Source organism: Bacillus sp. GW823-FHT06A10 (assembly GCF_058795375.1).
This window is the reverse complement of record NZ_JBXAHT010000004.1, coordinates 98,180-115,615: the sequence shown is the minus strand read 5'-3', so window position 1 is coordinate 115,615 and position 17,436 is coordinate 98,180. Positions and strand designations below refer to the sequence as shown.

The 17,436-nt window shown below is 34.0% G+C and carries 12 protein-coding genes; 2 read left to right on the top strand and 10 right to left on the bottom strand.

Annotation, left to right across the window (positions count from 1 at the left end):
* Positions 1 to 5: 5 nt before the first annotated feature.
* The gene (locus tag AC1Q8M_RS24325) at positions 6 to 1,217 is read right to left on the bottom strand and encodes a site-specific integrase (protein WP_098855503.1); all 1,212 of its coding nucleotides are present in this window, start codon (positions 1,215 to 1,217) and stop codon (positions 6 to 8) included.
* A gap of 80 nt (positions 1,218 to 1,297) precedes the next feature.
* Here AC1Q8M_RS24325 and topB point away from each other — a divergent pair, with 80 nt between their 5' ends.
* The gene (gene topB / locus AC1Q8M_RS24320; protein ID WP_098855502.1) at positions 1,298 to 2,974 is read left to right on the top strand and encodes a DNA topoisomerase III; all 1,677 of its coding nucleotides are present in this window, start codon (positions 1,298 to 1,300) and stop codon (positions 2,972 to 2,974) included.
* Between the two features lie 40 nt (positions 2,975 to 3,014).
* Here the strand turns inward: topB and AC1Q8M_RS24315 are convergent, their stop codons facing one another.
* From AC1Q8M_RS24315 to AC1Q8M_RS24300, 4 genes are all read right to left on the bottom strand, one after another.
* Positions 3,015 to 5,876, bottom strand: a complete 2,862-nt coding sequence (locus AC1Q8M_RS24315) for a YhgE/Pip domain-containing protein (protein ID WP_098361343.1) — start codon at positions 5,874 to 5,876, stop codon at positions 3,015 to 3,017.
* A gap of 305 nt (positions 5,877 to 6,181) precedes the next feature.
* Positions 6,182 to 6,973: an endonuclease/exonuclease/phosphatase family protein gene (locus AC1Q8M_RS24310; protein ID WP_098400395.1), complete on the bottom strand. Its 792-nt coding sequence runs from the start codon at positions 6,971 to 6,973 to the stop codon at positions 6,182 to 6,184.
* A gap of 4 nt (positions 6,974 to 6,977) precedes the next feature.
* Positions 6,978 to 8,615: a PTS transporter subunit IIBC gene (locus AC1Q8M_RS24305; protein WP_000705569.1), complete on the bottom strand. Its 1,638-nt coding sequence runs from the start codon at positions 8,613 to 8,615 to the stop codon at positions 6,978 to 6,980.
* Between the two features lie 205 nt (positions 8,616 to 8,820).
* Positions 8,821 to 10,485 (bottom strand): glycoside hydrolase family 13 protein, encoded by a 1,665-nt coding sequence (locus tag AC1Q8M_RS24300; RefSeq protein WP_098683856.1) that lies wholly within the window; start codon positions 10,483 to 10,485, stop codon positions 8,821 to 8,823.
* Positions 10,486 to 10,728: 243 nt separating this feature from the next.
* Between AC1Q8M_RS24300 and AC1Q8M_RS24295 the strand changes: the two genes are divergently transcribed.
* On the top strand, positions 10,729 to 12,063 hold the full coding sequence (locus AC1Q8M_RS24295) for an FAD-binding oxidoreductase (protein ID WP_000814906.1): 1,335 nt from the start codon (positions 10,729 to 10,731) through the stop codon (positions 12,061 to 12,063).
* A gap of 123 nt (positions 12,064 to 12,186) precedes the next feature.
* On the opposite strand, the gene AC1Q8M_RS24290 is transcribed toward AC1Q8M_RS24295, so the two are convergent.
* The 5 genes from AC1Q8M_RS24290 to argF all read right to left on the bottom strand — a co-directional run bounded on the left by AC1Q8M_RS24290 (position 12,187) and on the right by argF (position 17,432).
* Entirely contained in the window at positions 12,187 to 12,870 is a 684-nt protein-coding gene (locus AC1Q8M_RS24290) for an ABC transporter permease (RefSeq protein WP_098361346.1), read from the bottom strand.
* 156 nt (positions 12,871 to 13,026) lie between these two features.
* On the bottom strand, positions 13,027 to 13,716 hold the full coding sequence (locus tag AC1Q8M_RS24285) for a Crp/Fnr family transcriptional regulator (RefSeq protein WP_001081906.1): 690 nt from the start codon (positions 13,714 to 13,716) through the stop codon (positions 13,027 to 13,029).
* A 202-nt stretch (positions 13,717 to 13,918) separates the two neighbouring features.
* Positions 13,919 to 14,881: a carbamate kinase gene (gene arcC / locus AC1Q8M_RS24280; protein ID WP_086422061.1), complete on the bottom strand. Its 963-nt coding sequence runs from the start codon at positions 14,879 to 14,881 to the stop codon at positions 13,919 to 13,921.
* A 37-nt stretch (positions 14,882 to 14,918) separates the two neighbouring features.
* Entirely contained in the window at positions 14,919 to 16,334 is a 1,416-nt protein-coding gene (gene arcD, locus AC1Q8M_RS24275) for an arginine-ornithine antiporter (RefSeq protein ID WP_098855501.1), read from the bottom strand.
* A gap of 99 nt (positions 16,335 to 16,433) precedes the next feature.
* Positions 16,434 to 17,432 (bottom strand): ornithine carbamoyltransferase, encoded by a 999-nt coding sequence (gene argF / locus AC1Q8M_RS24270; RefSeq protein ID WP_000930283.1) that lies wholly within the window; start codon positions 17,430 to 17,432, stop codon positions 16,434 to 16,436.
* Between the last annotated feature and the right edge of the window lie 4 nt (positions 17,433 to 17,436).

Below are 17,436 nucleotides of genomic sequence, written 5' to 3'. Positions count from 1 at the left end.
AAATCCTACACTTCCTTTAGTATGTCAAAATTATTGATTGCTAAATTCATAGAACTAATTAATGTATTTTCATCTACATAACTTAATGCGGACTGTAAGCTTCTATCACCTCTAGCTAATGCAATTTGGGTAGGCGTTAGGCCCAAATCTATTAATATGTTCGTAAAAACACCTCTGCCAATATGCGTAGACCATTTATTGTTTGTTAACAGTATATAATCTTCGACTTGATTTTTTGCTAATAAGTCATTTAAAAACTGTTGTTTAATCTTATCAATTTTTGCTGAATATCTTTTCCCCCTTAAAGCTTTAAAATTCCTCGCTGAGATAAAAAGTGCTTCGGAAGTTCCTTTAGTTAATTTAGTTAGTATTTTTAGGTGTTCTTCATACAGAGGCTTTATAATTTCAGGACAAATACATATTTGATCTCTTGGATATTTAACTTGAATATCAGCCTTGTTTATTGCATCTGCAAATAAAATGTTTTGATTGTCTCTAATCTCAAGTATTAGGTTACTATTAGCCCACTTTAAACTAGAGCATTTTAAGTTAATGACCTCAGAACGTCTTAATCCTCCAAAGAATTGTAAAGCTATACCTAATGCCATCAATGGTTCAATACGCTTTGCTGTCATAATAAAATCTATAATTAGTCTATTTCTATTTTTACCGAAGTCTTTAATAACATTATTTTGAATGGAATTTCTTATTGGTAAAATAATATCTAAATCATTAGTGTTTTCAAAAATATTAATCTCAATTTTCCGACTTTTTCGGCCGTAATAAACAGTCTGGTAATTTACACTAAAGACCTGGTTGATTATATTTTCTGATTTCAACCAATGGAAAAGTTTGTTTAGATACTGCATCTCAGTTTTTACATATTCACTCTTTAATTCACCTGCTCTACTTTTTAATGATAAATAAGAGATATAATCCGCTCCATGTTGAAGAGTTAAACTGCTTAGTCCCCCTATAATTAATTCAGGATAACTATCTGTATTTTTATATAAATAATTTAAAAATCTTGTTATTGCATAAGCTACATTCCTTTGACTATTAATAGACTTTCCCTTATTTTTATATTCTCTTTTTATAAAATTTGAAAGCGGTGAGGGAAATATTAGATAATTATTTTCTTTAATTCCAATACCAATACTACTAAATATTTCTCCGTTCCTTGAAGTTTCATCAAACTCTCTTACAACAAATCTCATGGTTTCCTCCCCTAAGTTCTATTATTATGCTTATTTACTTTTTATACCCAAAATAAAAATATACATGGGTGTAATTATTATTGATATCATTACTATTAAAAGAATATATTAAATTTCGCCCTAAAAACAGTATACATGTGCAAACTCCTACTGTTGCAATGATCGCTAGTCGTGAGGATGAAATAAAGAACTTCAAAGCACAAACTTACTACGGCATCGAAGCTCAAACAATGGAGAAACTCAAACTTACTTGGCAAGATACAAATGGCAATAGCCGTAGTTTTAATAAAGAAAAAATTGATGGTATTGTAAGAGGTTTAGATAAACAAAATGCTACCGTTGTGGAAATTGATAAGAAACAGAAGAAGTCATTCTCTCCTGGTCTTTATGATTTAACTGAATTGCAACGTGATGCAAATAAAAAGTTCGGTTACTCTGCTAAAGAAACATTAAATATTATGCAGAAATTGTATGAACAGCATAAAGTGCTAACGTACCCTCGTACAGATTCACGCTACATTTCATCTGATATCGTTGGAACACTTCCAGAACGTCTAAAAGCATGTGGTGTTGGAGAATACCGTCCCTTCGCACATAAAGTATTACAAAAGCCTATCAAACCTAACAAATCATTTGTTGATGATAGTAAAGTAAGCGATCATCATGCGATTATTCCAACAGAAGGATACGTTAACTTCTCAGCATTCACAGATAAAGAACGCAAAATTTATGATTTAGTTGTAAAACGTTTCTTAGCTGTTTTATTCCCAGCATTCGAATACGAGCAACTAACATTACGTACCAAAGTTGGTAGTGAAACGTTCATTGCACGCGGAAAAACGATTTTACATGCTGGTTGGAAGGAAGTATACGAAAATCGATTTGAAGACGATGATGTAACTGATGACGTAAAAGAGCAGCTTCTGCCTCACATTGAAAAGGGCGATACATTAACTGTAAAGTTACTTATGCAAACATCAGGCCAAACGAAAGCACCTGCACGCTTTAATGAAGCAACTTTACTTTCAGCAATGGAGAATCCTACAAAATATATGGATACGCAAAATAAACAACTCGCTGATACATTAAAATCGACTGGTGGATTAGGTACTGTAGCAACGCGTGCTGATATTATCGACAAGCTATTCAATTCGTTCTTAATTGAAAAACGTGGCAAAGATATTCATATTACTTCAAAAGGCCGTCAGTTACTTGATTTAGTACCAGAAGAGTTAAAATCCCCTACACTAACTGGTGAATGGGAACAAAAACTTGAGGCTATCGCAAAAGGTAAGCTGAAAAAAGAAGTATTCATTTCTGAAATGAAGAACTATACGAAAGAAATTGTTTCTGAAATTAAATCGAGTGATAAAAAATATAAACATGACAACATTTCAACGAAGTCTTGTCCAGACTGCGGTAAACCAATGCTAGAAGTAAACGGCAAAAAGGGAAAAATGCTCGTATGCCAAGATCGTGAATGTGGTCATCGTAAAAATGTATCTCGTACAACAAACGCTCGCTGTCCGCAATGTAAGAAGAAACTAGAATTACGTGGTGAAGGCGCTGGCCAAATTTTCGCATGTAAATGTGGCTATCGCGAAAAACTTTCTACATTCCAAGAAAGACGTAAAAAAGAATCTGGAAACAAAGCTGATAAGCGCGACGTTCAAAAATATATGAAACAACAGAACAAAGAGGAAGAACCATTAAACAACCCATTTGCGGAAGCATTAAAAAAATTAAAATTTGATTAAACAAAAAGGTTCCTACCACTATCGGTAGGAACCTTTTATTTTAATGAATGATTTTACTTCCTTTTGCATTCTCAACAAATTTTTCACTTGATTTGTTAATTGGTGTTTTCAGTAATAACGCAGCAACAATCATAACTACTACGAAAGCACTTAACACAAGTAAATCTCGCGTTACGATATCCCATAGCATTCCGCCTACTGTTTCACGAATTGCACTAATTGCATATGTGAACGGTAAGAACGGATAAATTGCTTGGAAGAACGCTGGTGTCATTTGGATTGGGAATGTTCCGCCCGATCCTGCTACTTGTAGTACAAGTAAAATGATCGCCATCGATTTCCCAACGTTTCCGAAAATAGAAACGAGTGAGTATACGATACAAACGAAGACTCCACCAATAAATAAACTAAATAACACAAACCAGAACTTATCGACTACGTACGTACCGAGTAAGAATATATCTCCCATCGATACGATAAACGCTTGTGAAAGCCCTATCGTTAAGAATGTTAATAAACGTCCGAAGTAAATTTCATGGCTCTTATAATTCGCGCCCTCTTCGTGTACTTCTACTGTTAATAATGAAACCATTAATAATGCGCCTACCCATAATGCAAGCACTGTATAGAATGGTGACATTGCTGAACCGTAGTTCGGCATCGCAAATAATTTATTCTCTTTTAAATTTACTGGATTCGCAAAGTAATCACTTTGCTTCTCAACATCGTTTTTCAATAAGCGTATAATGTCTTTTAAATCCTCTTCAGATTCAAAATCACGAATTTTATCTGCTAATTCTTTAATCTTTTTCTCAGTAGCTGGCATTTCAGCTTTAATATCTGCTAATTTCTTTTTACCATCTACTAAACCTTTTGATGAATCTTCTAGTAATTTTTTAACATCTGGAAGCTTTTTGTCTGCATCATTTAAAATTTGAGTTGTATTTTTCGACATCTCTTTTGTACGAGCAATTGCTGTATTGAAATTAGGTACAATTTCTGAATCATACGTCGATAATACATCTGTTAATTGAGCTGATCCGCCCTTCGCAGCATTGTTAATACTTTCAATTACATCTTTTGTAGGTTTCTGGCCATTGTTAAGAAGTGTAATTCCCTTATTCGTTGCCTCTACACCTTTTTGTAAGCTGCTTTTCGCTTTGTTTAATTTTGCGATTCCATTATTAAGGTTTTTATCACTATTTACATCCGCTAAAACCTTATTTGTACTTTCTAGAACTGGAATCATATCATCAATTAAACCGATTCCAGATTGGAATTGACCATTTAAGCTATTTAAAGCTACTTTCGTTGAATCTAAACCGTTAATACCTCTATTTTGTACATCTTCTTTTGCTTTCTGTAAATCTGCTTTTGCACCCTCAATACCATTTTTTACTTTATCGTAATCTGCTTTTGCATTATCATATACTGCATTTGCATCAACTTTGGCTTGATCGACTGTGCTAACTGCCTTTTTATAATCTGCTACAAACGTTTCATTATAATCTTTTTCAGCTTGATCAATTAATCCATTTGCTGCATCTAATTTTTGATTCGCTACATCTGTTACATCTTTCTTTACTTCTTGTCCTTTGCCAATAACATTTACAATATCTTTAATACCGTTATTTGCATTTTCCATACCTTTTTTAACATTAGTTAAGTGATTCACTCGCCCTTGGAAAAAGCTTTGACCAAAATCAGTAGTCGCCGATTTTTGAAGTTCAGTAAAGAAATTAATAAGATATGAAATACCATCTGTACCAGTTTGTAATCGTTCTGATACCGCATTTAAATCTTTCTTTGCTTGTTCTGGATCAAACTGACCATTTTGCAATCCATTTAAAACACTTTTTCCATAAGCTGTTCCTGCACGTGATGAACTTAAAACATTATTTACTGTTTGATTAATATTTTGCGCTATACTCTTATAACCATCACTATTCAACTTAGAGAGATCTGGTCTCGCTGGGAATTCAGGTAATCCATTCATTCCAGACAAGTCAGGAATATTTAGTTCTACACCTGGATTCATTAAAAAGTCAGTAAATGCAGCTGCACTATCCATAACGCCTTTTGCTGCTACTAAATCATTTCTTATCGTCCCTGGAGCATTTTTTAATGTTTGATCTTGTCTTGCAAAGAACTTATCTAAATTCGCCAATGCTTCCTGCCCATCATTTATTACACTCTCTACAACAGGTAAATCTTTTTGCGCCACTTTCACAACATCTTCTGCTCGAGTTGCATCATCTAATGCCTTATCCATAAGTGTATTCATTTCTGGGAACTGCGCTTCTAACTTAAATACAAGATCTTTTACTTTTTCGATACTTGGTAAATTTGTTTCTAAATCGATTCCAAGATCATTGAAAATTTTAAAAATCTCACCGTTTGCTGTTTTAACAAAGTTTTTACTAATTTCTTCTGTAATACCTGATGCACCTTTTGCTGTAATCTTCGGTGCAATCGCGTTTACTTTTTCATTCACATAGTAATCCAATTCTGGTTTTTTAGGGTTTTCATCCAGAACAGTTGCAATTTTTTCAGAGAAGTCTTTTGGAATCGTAATACTTGCATAATAATCCCCACGCTCAACTCCGTAAATTGCTTGTTTCTCATCTACAAATTTCCAGCCAAGATTTTTGTTTTTCTTAAGGGAGTCTACAATCTCTTTCCCGATATTAATATCTTTCCCTCTTAAATTAGAACCTGCATCTTGGTTAGAAACTGCAATGGGAACCTCTTTTGTATTTCCATACGGATCCCAAGAAGCTTTAATGTTAAACCATGCATATAACGATGGTAAAATCATTAATCCTAAAACAATAACAATTGCAGCCCAATGTTTGGCTACATTCCGTAAATCTGTCTTATAAATACGCCAAATCTGTTTCATAGAAGTTATCACCTAATTATATATTTTTCCTTCTTTAGAAAATGATACATACATTTTGCAATTATATCACTTTCTACATCGTGTATTAACCAAAAACGTACTATTTTTTCCCATTAACTTTCACTTACTTCATTATATAACGAAGTGAGTGAAAGTATGAATACAAAATGACCAAATCGGTTTTACATTCAATAATAACAAATATATATGAAATGTCATAAAAAATACAAGTATTTTCTCTTGGAAATACTTGTATTCCTAAAAAAAATCCTCACAGCTTTTATTCTCCGTGAGGATTTCTTCTATTATATATCCAATTGAACCTCTACACCGAAATGATCTGAAATTACATTTCTGTTTGTACCATTAAAAATAACTTTTGAAGAATGAACTTTTTTACTTTGGTTACACAATATTAGATCGATTCGCAAATTATGTTTATTTTCATCCCAACCAGCAATCTCGCCTTGGACAGTCGTTCCTTCATCCTTCTCTATTGCTAATTCATATGTGTCATACAACCCTTTTTGCATCATATACTCATAACCTTCGCCTTCCAAACGAGCATTGTTATTAAAATCTCCCATTAAGAAGGCGAGCTTATTACTATCTACACGCTCCATCAAACGATCAACTTGACCTTTGAATGACTCTTCTTCATCATTCCACCAACCGAGATGGCAAGAGTAAAACGTTATATCTTTACCATTATAAGCAATTGTTGTACTTACAATTTTACGCGTTTTCCAATACGTTGTATCCTCGTTTTCTGAAATAAAGAACGTATCTTCTTTTATAATATTATGCTTCGTTATAATCGCTAATCCTTCTTCGTACACGTCATAACCAATATGAGAGAAATCCCAAGTAATATTGTAATCTTTTACATATAGCGCTTTTAACTCTTCTAATAGTAAAAGTCCAAAATTATCTTTTTTCTTGTTACCGCATACATTTTCAGCTTGTATGGACTGACTTACTTCTTGCAATGCGATGACATCGTACTCTTCTTCTTGAATTACTTTAGCAAGGTATTGTATCTTTTCTATTTGATTCTCTTCTTGCCAAGAATGACAGTTTAAAGTTAGCAATTTCATATTATTACGCACCTAACATATCTTGAATGTCTGACTTTAATACGTCAGCTTTCGGACCATATACCGCTTGTACACCTTTATCTTTTACAATAAGCCCTAAAGCACCATTTTGTTTCCACTGTGCTTCTGGTGCAACAACATCTAAGTCTTTTACTGTTACACGTAAGCGTGTCATACAAGCATCTACGTCAGCAATATTTTCTTTTCCACCTAATAAATCGATAACTTTTGTTGCTAATGAACCATCTTGTACATTTCCTGTTCCTTCTGATGCCTCATCTTCATTATCAATATAGTTACCTGCACGCCCTGGTGTTGGTAAGTTGAATTTTTTAATTAAGAAATTAAATAGTGTAAAGTTAAGACCGAAGAACACTAATGAAACAATAACAAAGTTGATTAAGTCTCTTGTTAAACCTGCGTTAACCATCATTGGTGTACGAGTAATTAACTCAATAAATCCAAATGCATGAACACGTAAGTTAATTAAATCAGCTAACGCGAATGCAAGTCCTGTTGTAATAGCATATACAACATATAATACTGGAGCAATAAACATGAACATGAATTCAATTGGTTCTGTTACACCTGTTAAGAATACTGCTAATGCTGCTGATAAAAACATTGGTTTATATTTTGCACGCTTTTCTTTATCAACGTTACGGAACATCGCAAATGCAATCCCCATTAACGCTGCTGTTGAGCCGATAACTTGTCCAGCTTTGAAACGAGCTGGTACAACGTTATTTAATAAATCGTTATATGCCTTCGTATCTCCATTTGCCAATAAATTATTTAAATCTGTAATCCATGCAAGCCATAATGGATCTTGTCCTGCTACAACTTGTCCAACTTTTGAACCAGTTAGCATCGTATATGTTCCGCCTAGCTCTGTATAGTTCATCGGAATCGTTAACATATGGTGTAAACCAAATGGTAATAATAAACGCTCTAACGTTCCATATACAAACGGTGCAACAACTGGTGCACTATCTTTTGAAGCTGCAATCCAGCGACCAAATTCATTTAACCCACTTTGGATGAATGGCCATAGAAGTGATAATACAATCGCAGTAACTGTAGACCAAAGAATTACAACGAATGGTACAAATCGTTTTCCATTAAAGAATGCTAATGCCTGTGGCAGTTTATTATAGTTATAATATTTGTTATATAGATTAGCTCCTAAGAAACCTGTGATAATCCCCACGAAAACTCCCATGTTTAATGCTGGTGCACCAAGTACAGAAGTAAAGTAATCTTTTACAAGTAAATCTCCTGCTATTACTGAAGAAACTGTCGCTTTTGAATCCGCTAACATTTGAGCGTTTACGCCAAATATAGCTCCTGTAATTCGGTTTGTTAAGACGAATGCTAATAGCGCTGCAAATGCACCACCTGCACGATCCTTCGCCCAAGATCCCCCAATTGCTACTGCGAATAAGATGTGTAGATTTGTAATGATTGCCCAACCGATGTCTTCCATTACGCGAGCAATTGTATGAACTGCGTTAACATCCCCAGCAGACATACCAATTAACTTACCGATGGAAATCATTAAACCAGCTGCTGGCATTACGGCTACAACAACTAATAACGCTTTCCCGAACTTTTGCCAAAAATCAAAAGACGTAATTTTCATCTGTTCTTCCTCCCCTTTATTTATAACAACATAATGATTTAAATTATAATTTCTGTTCCCTTTATGAAAACGATTCCTTATGTTACTTTATTTTTATCTTTACGCAACCGTTTTCATAAATCTATTTTAATAAAAGCGTTTTCACTTTGCAATAGAAATTTATTTTTTTTCATAAAAAAAGATGCTCAAAGAGCATCCTTTTTTATTATGAAATGCGATAAACCCTTGTTTCATAAGGTTTTAAAGCAATTGTTGTTACTTCTTCATGTTCCGCAACTTCATAGTTATTTAAAAGCAAACGTTTGCGTTCTAGTGCAAATAAATCCTCATTATACACTGCTTCCTCTTTTGAGATATTACTAATTACAATGACTTTTTCATCCTGTAACGTACGTGTATATGCATAAATTTGTGGATCGTCTTCTAAAAGTAAATCGTACGTACCATAGTTCAGTACATCGTGCTCTTTTTTCAGAGCAATCATTTTCTTATAGAAATTGAAAATAGACTTTTCTTCATTTTTTTGCTTTTCAACATTAATTTCTTTGTAATTTGGATTCATGCTAAACCAAGGTGTACTTGTTGTGAAACCAGCATTCATCTCATCATTCCACTGCATAGGTGTACGTGAATTATCACGGCAAGAAGCCCATATAATCTCCATCATATCTTGATGTGGTACGCCCTCTGCGATTTTCTCGCGATATAAATTTTTAATTGCAACATCATCGTAATCTTCAATATTTGGTAACTGAACATTTGTCATACCAATTTCTTGTCCTTGATAAATAAACGGTGTACCGTGCATAAAGAAATACATCGCTCCTAGAGCTGTTGCACTTTCACGCCAATATTTTTTATCATCTCCCCATGTTGAAACGATACGTGGTTTATCGTGATTTTCAATATATAAAGCGTTCCATCCTTTATTCTCTAATCCTTTTTGCCATTTCGTTAATACTTTTTTCAATCCTACAACATCAAGGTCTTTCTTCTTCTCTGCATCCCATAAACTTAAATGTTCAAACTGGAATACCATATTGAACTTACCTTGCTCTTCTCCAACCCAAAGCTCAGCATCTTCAATCTTAACGCCATTTGCTTCACCAACAGTCATAATATCGTACTTAGAGAATGTATTTTCTTTTAGCTCTTCTAATAAAGGTTGAATACCTTTCACATTCATATGTTTATCAAAAGATGGCACATATTTTAACTCTTTTGGATTTGGCATATCCTTAAGGCCTTCTTCTTTTTTTATATGACTGATCGCATCAACGCGGAAACCATCAATACCTTTATCAAGCCACCAATTAACCGTATCATATAGTACTTCGCGAACTTCTTTATTCTCCCAGTTCAAATCTGGTTGTTTACGTGAGAATAGATGTAAATAATATTGTTCTGTTTCTTCATCATATTCCCATGCCGAACCATTAAAAATACTTTCCCAGTTGTTTGGCTCCGCACCATATTTACCATCATGCCAAATATACCAATCACGCTTCGGATTATCTTTAGATGAACGTGATTCAATAAACCATGGATGTTCATCACTCGTATGATTAATAACTAAATCAATAATAAGCTTCATATCACGCTTATGAACTTCATCTAGTAAAGCATCAAAGTCTGCCATTGTACCAAACTCATCCATAATATCTTGATAATCACTAATATCATAACCATTATCATCATTAGGCGACTTATACATTGGACAAATCCAAATTACATCTATACCTAAGTCTTTTAAATAATCCAGTTTTGCAATAATACCTTGTAAATCTCCAATACCATCACCATTTGAATCCATAAAGCTTCTTGGATAAATTTGATAAGCAACTGCTTCTTTCCACCATGTCTTATTCATAGTCCTTCTCTCCTTTTGCATCCCATCAGAATTTTATGCAAACGTTTTCGTAACACTATCATAACAAAATATGAACAGTTTGCAACTGTTTTCATTGAACTCTATGTAGATTCTTTATTCTTATGCTTTATTTATTTCTCACAAAGGTAAATCTCATTCTCCACCTCTCCTTGTCCACGCGTATTACAGACATTTTTCATATATTAATAAAAAGCTCTGATTATTTTGGAAAGGAGTAAGAAATTGAAGCAAACAAAATTAACAGGTCGTATCGTTGTTCCCACAGATCCTGACTACAATGTAGCCCGAATGAATTTAAATTTAAGTATTCCAAAACTCCCTTGTATTATTGTTTTTTGTCAAAATAACAAGGATATCTGTAACGCCTTAAAATGGGCACGTGAACGTCATATACCATTTCGGTTAAGAAGTGGACGTCATAGCTATGAAAATTTTTCTCTTTTAAATAGAGGACTTATTATTGATGTGAGTGAAATGCATCGCATTACTGTTAATACAGAGAAATTAACAGCAACAATTGAGGCTGGTGCAAATCTTGGCACTGTTTATAAAGAACTTTGGAATTACGGTGTTACAATTCCTGCTGGTACAAGTGCAAGCGTTGGAATTGTTGGATTAGCACTTGGCGGTGGTATTGGTATGCTTTCACGCTTATTTGGATTAACATGTGATCAATTAATGGAAGTGGAAATGGTACAAGCGTGTGGAAAATTTGGTGCAAAACTCATTCGTGCAAATGAACAAGAAAACTCTAACCTTTTTTGGGCATGCCGTGGTGGCGGTGGTGGAAACTTCGGAATTATCACTTCCTTAACTTTTCGAGTCCACCCCGTAAAAAATGTATCAATTTTCTCAATTACATGGGAATGGGAAGACTTTATTGCTGCATTTCAAGCGTGGCAAAACTGGGCACCTTATATAGATGAACGTCTCACTTCATCGATCGAATTATTCGCCAAGCAACGAAATAAAATCGAAGCACAAGGCGAGTTTGTCGGTTCTCCCTCTGAACTCCATTCCCTATTATCCCCTCTTCTTGAAACTGGTAGCCCCTCTCTCTTTATAGAAGAAGTTCCTTATATAAAGGCTGTCGAATTTTTTAATGGCGGTAACATCCCTGAAAATTTCAAGCGCTCTGGTTCCTATGTCTATAAACCTATTCCCCTTAAAGGCATTCAACTCATGCAATACTTTCTTTCTCATGCCCCAAATAAAGATGCTAGTATTTGGCATCAATCGCTCATAGGTGCTGTTGAAAATATTTCGCCGAATGAAACGGCTTATTTTCATCGTAAAGCAATTATTGCCCAAGAATACATTACCTCTTGGAAATGCGATGATGAAGAAAATCGAAATATACGCTGGGTTAAAGATTTACGAGAAAGCTTAGATCCTTATACACTAGGTGACTATGTGAACTGGCCCGATATCGACATTAAAAATTGGCAAACTAGTTATTATGGCTCTAACTTTCACAGATTGCGTAAAGTAAAAACTATGTATGATCCTTGTGATGTTTTTCATTTCCAACAAAGTATTCCTCCTTTTCATACGTGAAAAAGAGGATAACATAAAAAAATCATCCAATATACCGTTACCTCACAGTATGTTGGATGATTCAAGTTGATTTTCTATATCGTTTCAAATTCTTGCTCCTACTCATAAACTTTTACTTACAGATTAATTGTATTTCGTATCATTTTCATGCAATGAATGTAATTTAATATTTGGTACTTTATCTTTTTCCATACCTCTATTATAAGAAACAGGAACTTGAAATTCGAATTGCTTTGTCTCATGTTTTTGTAAATAGACTGGTTTCGGTACTGGATAGCTTTTTGAATTCTCGTTTGCATTATCATATAAAACAACTTTTAATGCTTGTGAATGATTACGATAATTTTTTAAAGTAACAATGCACTTCGGTTGGATATTATCTCCATTTTTCTCCATTCTACACTGGCTATCTTCTTTTTTATATTCTATTGCTTCTACCCCTGTTTTTCCTGCATAGTACCATGTTTTATTCAATGTCTGGAGGATTGTATTTAAAATAAACGGCATCATTACAATCAAAATACTAATGCCTACTACTTTTATCTTATTCATTTTTCTAAATGCACTAGACTCCTTTTTTCCTAGCCATTTTAAAAATAATATAAATGCAATTACATGTAGTATGAAAGAAACAATCAATATATTTGAGACTTTATAATCCATATAAACATACGTATGTATCGGAACCTTATAGACATTGAATAGTTTTTCCCCAATTAATTCATTATCATTTGGAATTTTTAATAATAACAAAACCCCTATACTGTAACAAATAGCTACTAATCGATCATACTCAATACGAATCATTCTTTCTCCCCTTCACTTTGTTTTTTATTATCGATTTTAGCTATTATTACCATACTATACAATCTTTTTATAGAGGATAACGTAAAAAAGTTCCTTATAAACATATAAAGAACCTTATTAATATACATTATGAATTAAAAAATCAATATACAATTTTCACATAGAGATTTCTTCAAAATATGTTGGATTGTGTATTGTAATTTTTTTATCTAAAATTGTAACAATGCTATCATTTTTTAATTGTTTTAATACGCTGCTAACTGTCTCTCGAGATGTTCCAGATATTTTGGATATTTCAATTGTTGTAAGTGGACATGAAATTACAATCTTTTCCCCACTCTGTTCTCCTAAATCCTGCATTAAATAATTTAACGTTTGGATAACACGATCTTGTGCATTAGGAATTGTAATATTTTGCACTCGATTTTCATTCAATTTTAATATAGATGATAATTGCTGAACAACGTACATCAATTGCGTTCTGCTGGATTTTACCATATCTTCAAAGATTACCGTTGGAATATAATATACCTCCACATCCGTCATTGCTTCTGCTGTATAGTTATATCCTCTGTCTGTAAACATACCACCATAAGGAAAAATAGAATACCGCTTTACATAGTCATCGTATAATAAGTTCCCATTTTGATTAACCCGCTCTAACTTTACAAAACCATCTAACATGAAGTAAATTCTTTCCCTTGAATCCCCTTCTAAAAATAAAAATTGACCTTTTTTATAAGTTCGCCAATAAACAAACTCTGTTAAGCCTTTCAATTTTTTTTCTGTTAAATGAGCAAATAATTCGAACTGCTTTAAGTCTTTCACTACGTTCCGTCTATTCATAAAATTCCCTCTCTCTTGCTGTATGTTGGAGCGAAAATTCAAGAAAGCGTATTCAATTTGAATTTTATCATAATTAACTTATATATTCAGATTTCATCATGAAAACTTTATGAACAATGAGTACAAAAAATATTAATAAATAAAAAGAATGAAGTTATTAACCTCATTCTTTTTTTTACTACTAAGTAGCGTACATAATAATTTAAACATACATGCATACATTCTGTTTTGAAATAATAGTACCAGCTTTTTCTTCTAGTGCTTCATATACTTTTTCTAAAGACGTAATAATTGTTTTTCTTTTTGGATTTGTATTAACAAAATTAATAGCAGCTTCAATTTTTGGAAGCATGCTTCCCGCAGCAAATTGTTGTTCTTCAATATATTCTTCTAATTGATTCACTGTGACATGCTCTAATTTTTTTTGATTCGGTTGATTATAATTTACATACACATGATCAACTGCAGTTAAAATAACGAGCGTATCGGCATCTACTAATTCTGCTAATTTCTGCGCAGCGAAATCTTTATCGATAACCGCTTCAGTTCCTTTTAACCCTTCTTCGGAATCAATTACTGGAATTCCACCCCCGCCAACAGCTATCACTATGTTTCCATCTTCCACCAAAGAATTAATCACTTTATGTTCATGAATACTTACAGGCTTCGGTGATGGAACAACACGTCTCCATCCTCTACCAGCATCTTCTTTAAACACTGCTTTTGTTTCATCCATTAATCTTCTGGCCTCTTCTTCTGTATAAAAAGGACCAATTGGTTTAGTTGGATTTTTAAATGCCTCATCTTTTTTGTCCACAACAACGCGCGTTATAACCGTTGCTACATCTTTTGGTATATTCCGTTTTTTTAATGCCTTTTCAATCGCATTTTCCATCCAATATCCAATCATCCCTTGGCTCATTGCCCCACAAGTATCTAATGGCATTGCAGGTGTCTTTTCCGTTTCTGCAGCTTTTTGCTGTAATAAAATATTCCCCACTTGTGGGCCATTTCCATGCGCAATTACTATATCCACATCATTTTCCATTATTTTCACAAGTTGTTCCGCCGTTTTTTCCAACGCTTCTTGCTGCGCTCCCGCAGTAGCTTCTCCAGACTGTATCGCATTTCCCCCTAGTGCAACTACAATTTTTCTTCGTGCCATATTTCAGCCCTCCAGTTCATTTCGCTTTCACAGCGCTTTATAAAGTAATACTGCCTGTAATTAATCCATAAATCGCAAAGAATGCTAAAGCACCAATTGCTACGGATGATGCTAATTCCACTCGAGTAAATATTTGCTTCGAACTCTTTTGCTTTTGAACATTGTAAAAAATAAAAATACCTGGCGCATATAAAGTCATTGTTAATAATAAATACTCTAAACCAGCTGCATAAACTAACCACACACCATAAATACTTGCTATCAAACCAATTATTATATTTTTATTTCGATCTACTTCTTCAGATTTTAAGCTATGCTTCAGTTGATAAAATGCTGAAAAAGCATATGGAATTAAAATGGCTGAAGATGCTAAAGAGAATGCAAAGTTATACGCCTGATCAGAAACGACGAATGTTAACAAGAATATTTGAATTAAACCATTTGTTATCCATAATGAATTTACTGGAGCCTTATTTTTATTTTCTTTTGCGAACCATTTTGGAAATACTCCATCTTTAGCCGCTAAATATGGAATTTCAGAAGCGAGCAAAGTCCAACCTAACCAAGCACCTAATACAGAGATGACCAAACCTAAATTTATAAAGATAGCACCCCATTTTCCAACAACACTTTCAAATAAATAAGCCATAGCTGGATTTTTCAAACCAGCAATATCTGCTTGCTGCATAAGTCCAAGAGACAATAATGTGATTAAAATGTAAATGATGAGTGTACCAATTAAGCCAATAACCGTTGCTTTCCCTACATCACTTCTATTTTTTGCTCGACTGGATAAAACAACCGCCCCTTCTACCCCAATAAATACCCATAGAGTTACAAGCATTGTACTTTTAACTTGGCTGCCAACTGCTCCCCATGAAAAAGAACCAGTTTGCCCCCAAAATCCATCTAAGAATGTATCAATATGAAACGCGAAGATTCCTATGACAATAAATACAAATACAGGTACTAATTTTGCGATTGTAGTTACTAAATTCACAAGTGCTGCTGATTGAACTCCACGTAAAATTAACATGTGAACACACCACAATAATACGCTTGCACCAATAATGGATTCTACATTTTGACCGCCTTCAAAGATCGGAAAGAAATATCCTAATGAAGAAAATAATAATGTACCGTAAGCTACATTCCCAAGCCAAGCAGATAGCCAGTATCCCCACGCACTATTAAATCCCATAAAATTACCAAATCCTGCTTTTGCATAGCTAAAAATACCACCATCTAATTCTGGCCGTTTTACAGTTAGATTTTGAAAAGATAATCCAAGTGCAATCATCCCAATTCCTGTTATAACCCAGCCAATAATAATGGCTCCAGCACCAGCACCTTTTGCCATATCACTCGCTAAATTAAAGGCTCCACCGCCAATCATAGACCCAACTACAAGAGCCGTTAGTGTAAACAACCCTAATTTCTTATCTTCACCCATTCCACTCACCTCTCTTTAATTGCAATAACAATACAAAAGCAATAGTGAATGATAGTGTCTAAAGGAGGAGAAAGAAGAAAGGAAGACTCCCTTTCTTCTTTACTCCATGTTTCCTAAAGTAGCTGCCATAACCGCTTTAATTGTATGCATTCTATTTTCAGCTTGATCAAATACTTTTGAATGTTTACTGCGGAATACTTCGTCAGTTACCTCCATTTCTTTCAACCCATATTTCTCGTAAACTTCTTCGCCATACATCGTTTCAACATCATGAAATGCAGGTAAACAATGTAAGAAAATCACGTTTTCATTCCCTGTTTCTTTAATCATTTTCATATTTACTTGATAAGGTCTCAATAACTCGACACGTTCAGCAAATTTTTCTTCTTCCCCCATAGACACCCATACATCTGTATAAATTACATCTGCATTCGCAACAGCTTCTTCCACATTACTTGTTATCATTACCTGTTCATTATATTTTTTTGCTAAATCAATTACTTCTTGTGCAGGCCATAAAGATTCTGGTGTGCAAATACGTACATCCATTCCAACGATTGCTCCACCAACTAGTAAGCTATTAGCAACATTATTTCGTCCATCTCCAACGTAAACGAGCTTCACATTTTTCAACTTCCCTACATGTTCTCTAATTGTTAATAAATCTGCTAGTGTTTGTGTTGGATGCCACATGTCTGTTAATCCATTCCAAACTGGCACACCAGAATTTTGTGCTAAAGATTCTACAGTCTCATGATTAAATCCACGAAACTCAATTCCGTCAAACATACGCCCTAACACTTTTGCTGTATCCTCTACGGATTCTTTTTTCCCAAGCTGAATATCACCTTTCCCTAAATATTCAGGATTCGCCCCTAAATCTGTACATGCTACTGTAAATGCACAGCGCGTACGAGTGGAGGTTTTTTCAAATAAGAGCGCTACATTCTTATCTTCTAAATAATGATGCGGGATACCATTTTTCTTTTTCTCTTTTAATTCTGCTGCCAAATCTAGAAAATATAACAATTCTTCTTGTGTAAAATCTTTTTCTGCTAGAAAGCTTCTTCCTTTTAAATTTGGTCTAGTCATTAACATACTT